The organism is Aeromonas sp. FDAARGOS 1414 (genome assembly GCF_019047065.1).
GTDB classification, from domain to species: domain Bacteria; phylum Pseudomonadota; class Gammaproteobacteria; order Enterobacterales; family Aeromonadaceae; genus Aeromonas; species Aeromonas veronii_A.
In genome coordinates, this window is record NZ_CP077210.1 from 2,352,512 (window position 1) to 2,363,376 (window position 10,865).

Sequence of the window (10,865 nt, forward strand, 5' to 3'; positions counted from 1 at the left end):
GAACCGTGATGGGAGCCTTCACTGCGCCCCCTTGTCACCCTCGACGGTCAAGGCATATGCCTCAATACGCGTAAACGCCTTCTCATTGATGCTCCAACGTTGGCGTTGTCCCCCAACCGCTATATCACCAAGCAGGGTCTTAAGTTCGAGCTTGGGCGCCTCGAGGAACATCGCCTCAGCCTTGCTCTTGCGATGATCATTTAGCACCCAAGCGATGCGCTGCCAGTCCTCAAAGAAGTACTCCTGCAATAGCGGCAGGATCTGATGCTGGAAGATGTATCCCAACTGCGCCAAGGTTGGCTTTGCAGTCGCTTTGAGCGGCATAAAGTAGGCATGACCGAGGCAATGGTCGCGGTCCAACAGCACCTCGATGCGCTGGTTCAGCGTGTGCAGCAAGCGGCCTACGTCTACCTTGTGCTCCTCATCCTCGATGACCACGCCATTAAGCAGCTCGGCCCTGGGCGGCATCTCTTCAAACACAAAACGGCGACGCAGCGCGATATCGAGTCCGGCCAAGGAGCGGTCAGCGGTGTTCATGGTGCCGATAAGGTAGAGGTTGTCCGGTACGCTAAAGGGGCGTTTGGAGTAAGGCAGAGTAGTGGTCAGCGCCTCGCTTGCCCCAGCTCGCTTGCTGGGTTCTATCAGGGTGATCAGCTCACCGAAGATACGCGAAACATTGCCCCGGTTGATCTCGTCGATGATCAATACGCGTTTGTTTGATGGCGTGACGCCAGGTTCACTCTGCGACCCAGCTTGTGATGCTGTGGCATTGACCAGAGCAAGCAGCTTCTCCGGGATCAAGGTCGGAGCCTTCAATTCATAGAGCGTCATCTGGCTAAAGCGGCCGTTGATCAGCTCGCTACTAGGTAAAGATGGGGTGAACTGGCACAGCCACTTGACAGGGCGAACCTGAGCGTAACTCTTGCCGTACTCGGGGTGCGGCTTGCATTGGTAGTCTCCAATGATTTCGCCAATGGCTCGGAACTTGAGATTACCGTCGGTGACTACGACCAAATCGCCCCGTTTCATGCGGGTGACCAAGGTCAGCACGCTGGTAACGTTGTAGTCATATGCGTTGTCAATCTTGCCAAGCGATTGCTCCAGCAGCGCCTGCACCTCTTCACGGTTATTGCACTTGCTGTAATCATGTTCGCCACCATACCCCAGACGGATCACCCCCTCCTCAATGCAATCATCAAAGATGTGGGCATCATCCCCTTTGGTATTGCCAAGCGACATCTTCCAGACCCGACGTCCCTCCAGCGTCATCGCCTCATGACTGTCGCTGCGCGTGACTTTGGCGGCCACCGCGTCACACATGCGCTTGAAGACGCCATCAACCACGTCATAGGTCAGTTGACCACTGTCTCCGTCACTCTCGGCACGGATCCCCTCCACAAAGTCTTCATAACTGAAGCTCTGGTGGAAGGTCACAAAGTCGATACGTCCCTCCTTGACCAGCTCGTCAAAGCGCGTTTTAAGCGCCTTGCGGGCCTCTGGGCTCTCATCATCGCCGTGTTGCGCCAGACAGTCGGGGTCGAGAATGGCCAGCGCCTTGTTGATGGTGTTATAGGTTTTGCCAGTACCGGGCGGGCCGTAGAGGATCTGGTTCAACGGTGCGTTTGTCTTGGGCATCACCGGGTTGTCGTTTGCTTCGCTCATGGTGTCATCCTCATCATCACTCCCGCTATCGTCCTTGTCTGCCTTTGGTGGTGCCAGTCCCAACGACTCGTCATACAGGCCCAACATAAAGCCATATGGGGTCAATTCAGGTAACGACTCGCGGGCCAGGTCGTAATAGCGCATCAGCCGCTGCATACGCGCCATCGGCTGGTGCTTAGCGGGGATATCCTCCTTCGGCCACCCCAACACCGTCAGAAAGTGCCCAAGATGCTCACACGACGAGATGGGCAGCATCCGCTTGGGGTGATAGCAGGTCACCAGCCGCAGCTTGCGGCCATGCCCCATGGTGACACGCGGCTCGACCCCGGCCTGCTTGTAAAGTGCCTCGTCATTATCAATCCAGCTCAGGTCGCCATCAGGGTCGGCGGCGGCTACGCAGTGCTGCACCTTAAGGGTGTAACGCAGCGCCCCTTCATCACCCAACTCGACCAAGCGCTGGTGCTTGTAGACGGTGCCATCTTTCTGGAAGTAGAGCAGGTGACCACGGGAAGTACCGGGCATATAGCGGGCCAGCACGGGTTGCAGACCACGCTCAATCCACCAACAGAACGAGTTGCCATCCCCCTTGCCTACGCAGTACTCATCAAGGGTCAAGTTAGGCAACGAGTCGAGCGGGAACAGCTCTATAAATTGGCGATAGAGCTCGCTCTGTGCGCTGTCGAAGTGGGCTCTGTCGCCCATCGTCTTGAGCTGAGCCAACAAGCGCGGGAAGTGTTCATTGGTAAAGGCAGTGGCGTTTACAACAGCGGCCGTCATACAGCGAGGTCCTTCAGTTGTTGTTCGGCATCCGGCAAGCGCAGTTGGCCGGAGATCAGGCGGGGTAGCAGGGTGTCGCGCAAGTTGGCGAGGGTTTGGGCTTGCCGATGGTTTTCGGTAATCTTCTGTTGGAGAGGGGAGATGACATCGTTAAATGCCATTGCCACCTTTTCGCTAGGCACGGTGACAAGATAACGACCCAATACGTCATTTTGCACACGCTGACGCCCACTCGTACCAGACATACTTTGGATTGCGTGCTCACGAAATGCCGGGTGACGAGCTAAGAGGTAGCCATGATAGGTCGGTAATGGAGCCTTCGGGCGTAACACCACAAACTCGGTAGACCCCCATCCAGTTTGCTCTTGGGCTAGGAAGTCAACAAACGCTGTTTTGCCATTTTCAAGGCAAGGTGTGATCCGAGCCAGCAAGGTATCACCGTTGATAAACTTGGTGCCAGAACCCATTTCGCGGTCTGCCACCCCAGCTACGGTATGCCCACTCGTCGCAACACTTGCCATATCCAGATAAGGAGCCATCTCCCCTTTCTTCAGCTTTCGTGTTGGATTGATTTCATAGGCCTCGCTCAATGGTGATAGGCTCCACCCCTTCGGCACCATGCCAAGGTCTGGCTCTTCGAAGCAGTCGGGGAACAGGGCCGCAACCTCGGGGGCCAGACCTGCTAGTTGTTCGCCACGAGCGCGTGCATGAACAGGCTCAAAGTCAACAAACCACGACTTGAACAGCGCCTGCGCGATGGCCTCCAACGTGGCATTAGTCTCGCGCAGTAGTCTCTCTCTTTGATTTAACATGTTCAAAATGCATGAAATCTGGTGACTTTCCCGATAGGTAATATTTGGGCAAGGGACTGATTCAATAGTCGCTGAACTGATGTTTACCTGATTGGCACTGCCGGTTGCATTGGAAACTAAAAACTCTTGGCTTGTTTTCTGAGTAAGCACATAAAAGAGAAAATCTTTATCAATAGCCTGGCCTTCCTTAAGGACCAGCTTGCCAACGCGTTGGTTGATTAAAGCTGTAGGCTCGGACTCCCAAACTCTAGCCACTCGGCCAACCAGCGACTCCGGCGCGCTAGGACCTGAGCCAGTCATGGAAATAAGAATGTCACCATAACTAGTACGCCATTTTTCACATGCAAGCGCGATATCCATGTTGACATAGGCACAGTCACTATATTCAACATAACCATGGCGAACATTTTTAATTTTAAGTACTGGTAAGTACCCACTCTGCTGAAAGTCTTTGCTTTTGAATGCATAACCCCCTTGAACAGTTGCATATTGTCCAATTGTTGTTAGCTCAAAATACATAACCCAGCCCCCCCAGCTTCTGCTTAATCAACTGGTCCAGCTCGGCGCCCTTGGTCATCTGGTCACCGAGTTGTTTGGTTAGGCGAGCCATCTTGTCGGCGAAGGCCTCATCGTCCTCCTCCACCTCTTCGGCGCCCACATAGCGGCCGGGAGTCAATACATGACTATGTTCCGCAATCTCGGCCAACGTCACGCTACGGCAGAAGCCCGCAACATCTTCGTAAGGCTGATCGCACTCTCCATCCCCTTTCCACGCGTGGAAGGTATCGGCGATACGGGCAATCGCGCTCTCATCGAGTTCGCACTGCACCCGGCTGATCATGGTGCCCAGCTTGCGGGCATCGATAAACAGCACCTCGCCCTTGCGGTGGGGCTTGTTCTTAGCGAGGAACCAGAGGCAGGCCGGGATCTGGGTGTTAGTGAAGAGCTGACCCGGCAGGGCCACCATACACTCCACCACGTCCGCCTCCACCATGGCACGGCGAATGTCGCCCTCGCTATTCTGGCTAGAGCTCATGGAACCGTTGGCCAACACGATACCGGCGCGGCCATTGGGCTTGAGGTGGTAGAGCATATGCTGCAGCCACGCATAGTTGGCGTTGCCCGCAGGCGGCGTACCGTAGACCCAGCGTGGATCCCCCTCGAGGCTGCCATGCCACCAGTCGCTGATATTGAACGGCGGGTTAGCCAGCACGAAGTCTGCACGCAAGTCAGGATGCTGATTGCGGGTGAAGGTATCCCCGTTTTCGCGCCCGAGGTTGTAGTCCATCCCCTGGATGGCGAGGTTCATCGCCGCCAGACGCCAAGTGGTCGGGTTCGACTCTTGACCGTAGATAGAGACGTCACCCAGCTTGCCGCCATGGGCTTCGATAAACCTCTCCGACTGCACGAACATGCCGCCTGAACCGCAGCAGGGGTCGTAGACCTGACCATGATGGGGAGCAAGCACCGCCACCAGCGTTTTGACGATGCTGGCAGGCGTGTAGAACTGCCCCCCCTTCTTGCCCTCGGCACTGGCAAACTCGCCTAGGAAGTACTCGTAGACCTGCCCCAGGATGTCGCGCGCTTCACCGACATCACTGCCAAAGCCAATCTTGGAAACCAGATCCACCAGCTCGCCAAGCTTGCCATCGGGCAACTGGGCACGGGCGTAGCGCTTGTCGAGGATGCCCTTGAGGCGCGGGTTCTCCTGCTCGATCAGGGTCAGCGCATCGTCAATGCGCTTGCCGATATCGGCCTGCTTGGCATGGGCCCGCAGCCCTTCCCAACGCGCGCCTTCCGGTACCCAGAAGGCATTCACCTCACGGTAGTAATCACGGTCTTCCAGCTCCTCGGCCAGCAGATCATCGTCACAATCGTAGAGGAAGTACTCGTCGCTCTCATCGGCAAAGCGGCGGGTCAGCTCGGCGCGACGGGCGGCGAAGGAGTCGGAGATGTACTTGAGGAAGATAAGGCCCAGCACGATGTGCTTGTACTCGGCGGCGTCCATGTCGGCACGCAGCTTGTCTGCGGCAGCCCACAGGGTCTTCTTCAGCCCCTCGATACCGGTAACTTGCGGCTCATCCTTGGCCTGCTTGCCCTTTCCACTGGCTGTCGCTTTGCGTGGTGCTGCAGCGGCTGCTTCGCCTTCCAACACCCGAAGCACAGCACCGCCCCGCCCGCGCCCCTTGCGCAGTACGCCCTGTTCCAGCAGGGCCTCGCGTGCGGCGGTAAATACCTCATCGGTCAGGTCGCTGAATTGGGTTTTCAAGGTTTCCATCAAGGCTTGGTTACCGATGCTGCTGCCATCTTCAGGAACGGCGGCCAGCAGCGCCTGGCTGAGCTCGTTGGGGTCGGTCATGGGGTTCTCCGGTTATGCATGTTGCCGTCACAGCTCACCTGCGCGAAAGCCAAGGTGAGGATGCGGGCCAAGTCGTCAGACTGACGGGGCGGCACATGCCGAGCCTTGCGGGTGCAGCAGGGACCTATCCAGGGTGGTGGGTCAACAGAAGGTGATGCAGCCAAGGTGATGCATCGGCGAGAAAAAGTCCGGCCCATCAGTCGTCTATCCATTATCTGGCGGGCAGTTTATACAAATGAACCCCGCAGCACTATGCGTAATGTCACGCTGGATGCAGTCATCGCAGGCGAGGTAGCTCAAGTGGTCAGAAGGCAAGCAGATCAGCCAAACACAATAAAAAAAGGGCCTGATAACAGGCCCGACTAACGCACGAACATCTCACGGAGGAACGAAAGCAATGGGATCGTCAATACCAAACTCACACGGACTCTCACCCGAAACAGCATAGACAAATGATAATTAAATCAATACTGAGATGACCATACAAACGTCGTTATTGTTAAGTGGATCAACAATGCGGGATTTTGTTTCAACGTCACTTGCCCAAGACTGCGCAGTTAGCTACCGTGCTTGGGTGCGGCCCGCACGACTTGCACACGAGTCAAACCGGCATTGAATACCCCTTACCCTTAATGATCTGATACCCAGCATCCACCTTCTGGTTGCTTAAACGTGTGCGCCTGACCCGAAGCGTGGACTCGGAGATTGGATCATGACCATCAAGCAATTCGTGCACGACACGCGCCAGCAACTCGCTGACTCAAGCGCACTGTCACTCAAGACCAGCCACCTCTACGAACTGATCGCCGCCGCTTTCGGCTACCGCAGCTACGCAGCGCTTCAAGCCGAGGCTATCGTGCTGCACCAGACACCTTGGCCCTCTCAGCCTGACCTCGCCCTACTCGAGCAGCGAGGACGTGAGCTCGCGTTACCCCAACCCCAGACCCTGTCGCTGCTGGTTGGCCAGCATCTACAGCGTGCTGGTGTGGTGAGCATCCAAGTCGAGGCTCTCGGCCTGACTAGAGAAGACGATTGGGATGACACATGGGAAGATGGCTGGCTCGATGATGAGGTCGAGGATGACGACGCGCAGCTCCAACCAGCCCCATCCAGCACGACGCAACTCGATGCGGCGCAGGCACTACTAGCGCAACTTGATGCCTACCATCAGCCCCCCATAGCCCTACAGGCACTGCAGCAACTGGAGGCCTTCGCAGAACGAGGTCATCCACAGGTGCACTGGTGGCTGGCACAGCGATTCGACGTGGGTGGTCGGTACATTGAGGACGTTAACGTTGCCTCTGGCTATTGGTATCGCAAGCAACAGCAGGGCGCGATATTGAGCGGCCCAGAACTGGAGTTTGCAGAAGCGTTCGCCAAGCGGTTGCAACGTCAAGAACGGTGGCTTACCCACGCACTCAAGGCCGCCCGCAGTGGTATCGTCGAGGCACGCTATGCACTGGCAGAGGCAAAGTTGGATAGCAGCATCTTTGACACTGACCCGGCTGCAGTGAGTGACCCGGCCGCCATCGCATGGCTCGCGATGGAACACGACAACCAACAAGCTGCCCACCACTGGTTGACGCAAGCAGCGCAGAGAGGCGATACACAGGCCATGCTCGCCCTCATTGAAGAGTACGACCGGGACAACCTCTACCAGTCTTGGGTATGGCTGCGTTTAGCCCAGTTGCTTGGCGACGACTTCACTCAGGACGACTTGAGGGCCATCCATGAGAATGGCGATGACTACGATGATGATGTGGGTGGACCACTCTATGTCGCAGGACGGGAAGGCATCGAGCTGCCGCCACTCGCCCCCGAGCTTGCCAGCAAGGCAGAAGAGGAAGCACAGCGCTTGTTCGCCCAGATCGCCTCAGAGGCTCTATAGCGCAATCAAAGAACAAGGGGGCACCTGCCCCCTTATCACTTGGCCAGCAAGCGTTCAGGAGGTCTGAGCTGCGCCAGAGCAGGGGGTAAGAGATGGCATGCAACAAGGACCACTTGTCACCACATGACACTCTGACTGCCTCTCATTCAGGACCTGTGTCACTCGCATCACGACCCCAAACTCCAGCAGCTCAACCACTAAAAAGCACTACCCTTGATAATCAACAACTTAACCAGTAATGCGCAACGTGGCCTACACTTCGACGACGATTTACTGGAAGGCTGTGACAGAATGACACCGTGACACAAACATAAACGGTCTGATACTTGCCCCGTCCAGTATTGGGATGCCATTTTCGATAACTGGCGTCCAAAAAACACATCCCAAATCGGTACCAACCACCGTACCAAGTTAAAATTTAACAATTAAAAACGCCCTATATAATCAATGAATTGCAAATCCAATTCAGATGTCCCCAGCCCAAACGTTTGGAAAGGGCCCTCTCGCAAGAGGTGGCCTTTTTTATCGAGTTTATCTAGCGTGAAAGCCTCAACGTCTCACAGAAAGCGCAGGGGAATATTCACACTGGGGGCTGTGACGTCAACAAACTGGTCAATACCACGCCACAACCTAGCATGCTCACGGAGTGCTTGCTGATAGGCCCAAGTGGCGATTGCGGTAGAACGCTCGGCGTCGATGCTCACCAGAGGGGACAGCTCGTCCGTGAGGTACGCCCCATGGGTCAGGATATTCTGCTCGTACCAGGCATCCCTGTGCTCGGGAGCGGCGAGAAAATCCCGTTTGCTCCGGTTACAGTTGGCGTGTGCCAGTACGAAGTTGTGGCCCAAATCGATTGGATAACGACGCCAGGGGATGAAATGGTCTACCTCACCACTCCCGTGTATCGCCTTGTTACAGTAAAAACAGGTTCCCCCCTGCAAGTCCCTCAAAACCTCCCCCACCCGTCCCAGCGCCTGACGGCTTGAACCAAATAGAAAATTCTCCAGCCCTACACTTGGGCCAATCAGTGGCTGATTCCCCTTGATGTCGCAGATAAGCTGCAACCAATGCTGTCGGGAGAGGGAGACCACCAGATCGTAAAAGCGGTGGAGACAGTAGAGAATTCCGGGGTTCAGGCAGATATGATCCGCGCCCCTTTGATGAGGATAGAGGTGGCACTCCTCTCGCCCACCCAGGATCTGCAGACGCCACAGGGGCCCCTCAACAAGGATGCGCCGAACTCGGGCAAGAAGAGGCCGCCAGGCGTCGTGCCGACGCAGTGCAGTTACCGAGCGGACCCCCTCTGCACGCAGCCGGGACAACTCCGTCAGCATGATGGCCTGACGACCGCTGCTCTGTTTGAGCAAGGTAGCCGTTTCTCCCGTCGCCGAGTAGGGCAGACTGTGCTGCCAATAAAGCTCCACAGACTTGGTGGCCAGTTCGTCCAGCGTAATAGTGCGCGCCGCGGTCAGATCATGGGTCTCGGTACTGCGCTCAATCGCGATATCTGCAATCCCGTGGAGCAAGGCGCACTTGTAAGTGGCCACAAAATCGCCTTCGGTAAAGATGCGTTGCAGATAGGCAATAAAAGCGAGTTGTTGCTCAGGGGAGGCGTGCATGTTCACCCCCAAGGATCAGACTCTGCCAACTCAAGCCGCTACGCGCCAAGGCATCCTCCTGTGGTTCTGACACATGGAGCAGTGTCATCCCCTCCTCCAATGCAAGCCGCTCCACCTCATCGACAGCTACCGGATACATGGCTCGCTCCCGCATCTCCTGCTCCGAGATAACCAGACGAAGACTCAGTACCAGATAACCATCTGGTGAGAGCAGCTCATGAAGACGTGCCAGCGCCAAGGGACGAGACTCCGGGGGTAGATGCATCCAGACAGCACTGAGCAAAATCAGATCAAAAGTACCGGTCACGCGAGAGAGAGCCGGCATAGCGTCATTGACCCACGCAACTGCAGCCTCACAGGTATGACATTGACCTTGTAGAGCGAGTGCCTGACAGGGCTCGGCAGCGACCACAGTGTTGCCCTGATGGAGCCCCGCTAAAAACGCGGCATCCCGGCCACTGCCAGCCCCCACATCAAACACCCTGCGCGGTGCAGCCAAAAGCCAAGGCTCCAGCAGAGTGAGCCAGTCGCAATGAACAGTGCGCGCAGATACCTGCTGGTAACGGGTCGCCAATTCGGTGGCGTGGCGCTGCTAGTAATCGAGGGACACTATGCGTTCCGATCGGAGAAGTAAGAGAAATAGTCCAACAAGATCAGTGGGTTGACCATGACAAGGACGACACTTTCCACACATGAACGATTAAGGGGGCAGAGGCATTTACATAAACGGGATGCCAGCCAAAAGAAGCGCGGCCAGAGGGCTCTGAATGATGCCACCGCTCAACATTTCGGGTAATATTTGTCCAACTCACTGATCTCTTGGCACTTATTATCGCCATGAGAGGTCAACGCCAGATGGAGATGGCTATTAATGAACTCGACTGATGTCGTGGCCCTGTTTGGGGATGACTCGTGCTATCGAAAGGCTGGTTCTCATGGCTCGCCACGATCAACGTAACCCCCATATTCCACTGATCGCCTCCCACTGCTACGTGCAGAGACCTAACGCAACCCGACCGGACAGACTACGCCGCTTCGCCATGATGGGTATGTCGCAACTGGTGTTGGGCTATGCCGGACGCAGTAGCGAGACTCATCCTATCCACCGCCTGCTCAGTCAGATAAAGGTTGGCGATGCCGTGCGTATCGCTCCCGATAAAAACAACAAGCTTCATGTGTATCACCAGAATCACGAAATAGCTCGCCTCTCCCTGCTCGGCGAAGAGACCTGGAAATTCGACATGAATAGCATCCGTGAAGCCCGAGTGATTGCTCTGGTGGAACGACGTAAAGAACAGGAGAAAGAAGAGTATCAACCCCAGATATGCATCGAGCGCTGGGAGATCCCAATCATTGAGTTGGAGTTGTAACATCAGGTCTCAGTACAGCAAAACGGTGACCAGCGGCAATTTTCATCAGATGGCCCATCCAGAGCCATATCTGTATTCATTTTGCCGATCGCAAGGTGCAGCCAGTTCGGCTATTTCCAATGTCGCTTGCCCTGCGCCACAAACCGAAACAAAAGTTGCATATTTTAGGATATCCCTCATCGTGCCATCATGAGTAATCTCCATATCACATACAGCTTACGGTTGCTTTAATGGCCATAAAAGTGCAGGAAATGCGATGTTTTAACTCAACATAGGTAGTCAAAGTCCAGAGCGTCCTCCACGGATATCACCACCATTGAAATCGTTTTCTTTTTAGGCAAAGAACCTGAGTTAAATCAAATAAAGTTGAATGCCGTC

7 protein-coding genes are annotated in these 10,865 nt (G+C 55.6%); 2 read left to right on the forward strand and 5 right to left on the reverse strand.

Annotation, left to right across the window (positions count from 1 at the left end):
- Positions 1-18 precede the first annotated feature (18 nt).
- Genes I6L44_RS10335 through I6L44_RS10345 form a run of 3 tightly spaced genes read right to left on the reverse strand, consistent with a single transcriptional unit; the run spans position 19 to position 5,610 of the window.
- Positions 19-2,439 (reverse strand): AAA family ATPase, encoded by a 2,421-nt coding sequence (locus tag I6L44_RS10335; RefSeq protein ID WP_216951748.1) that lies wholly within the window; start codon positions 2,437-2,439, stop codon positions 19-21.
- Positions 2,436-3,770 carry a restriction endonuclease subunit S gene (locus I6L44_RS10340; protein WP_216951749.1) on the reverse strand — a complete coding sequence of 445 codons (1,335 nt, stop codon included), beginning with the start codon at positions 3,768-3,770 and terminating at the stop codon, positions 2,436-2,438. Before I6L44_RS10340 ends, I6L44_RS10335 begins: the two co-directional genes overlap by 4 nt.
- Complete coding sequence (locus I6L44_RS10345) at positions 3,760-5,610, reverse strand: class I SAM-dependent DNA methyltransferase (RefSeq protein ID WP_216951750.1); 1,851 nt, start codon at positions 5,608-5,610, stop codon at positions 3,760-3,762. The genes I6L44_RS10340 and I6L44_RS10345 overlap by 11 nt, the downstream gene beginning before the upstream one ends.
- A gap of 712 nt (positions 5,611-6,322) precedes the next feature.
- Here I6L44_RS10345 and I6L44_RS10350 point away from each other — a divergent pair.
- Positions 6,323-7,498: a hypothetical protein gene (locus I6L44_RS10350; RefSeq protein ID WP_216951751.1), complete on the forward strand. Its 1,176-nt coding sequence runs from the start codon at positions 6,323-6,325 to the stop codon at positions 7,496-7,498.
- Positions 7,499-8,055: 557 nt separating this feature from the next.
- Here the strand turns inward: I6L44_RS10350 and I6L44_RS10355 are convergent.
- Both I6L44_RS10355 and I6L44_RS10360 read right to left on the reverse strand, forming a co-directional pair.
- Positions 8,056-9,117 carry an HNH endonuclease gene (locus tag I6L44_RS10355; RefSeq protein WP_216951752.1) on the reverse strand — a complete coding sequence of 354 codons (1,062 nt, stop codon included), beginning with the start codon at positions 9,115-9,117 and terminating at the stop codon, positions 8,056-8,058.
- A complete protein-coding gene (locus I6L44_RS10360) occupies positions 9,101-9,691 on the reverse strand; it encodes a class I SAM-dependent methyltransferase (RefSeq protein ID WP_323912661.1) in 591 nt (196 codons plus the stop codon). The genes I6L44_RS10355 and I6L44_RS10360 overlap by 17 nt, the downstream gene beginning before the upstream one ends.
- A gap of 361 nt (positions 9,692-10,052) precedes the next feature.
- Between I6L44_RS10360 and I6L44_RS10365 the strand changes: the two genes are divergently transcribed.
- Positions 10,053-10,487, forward strand: coding sequence for a hypothetical protein (locus I6L44_RS10365; RefSeq protein WP_216951753.1), 435 nt, complete (start codon positions 10,053-10,055; stop codon positions 10,485-10,487).
- The last annotated feature ends 378 nt before the right edge of the window (positions 10,488-10,865 follow it).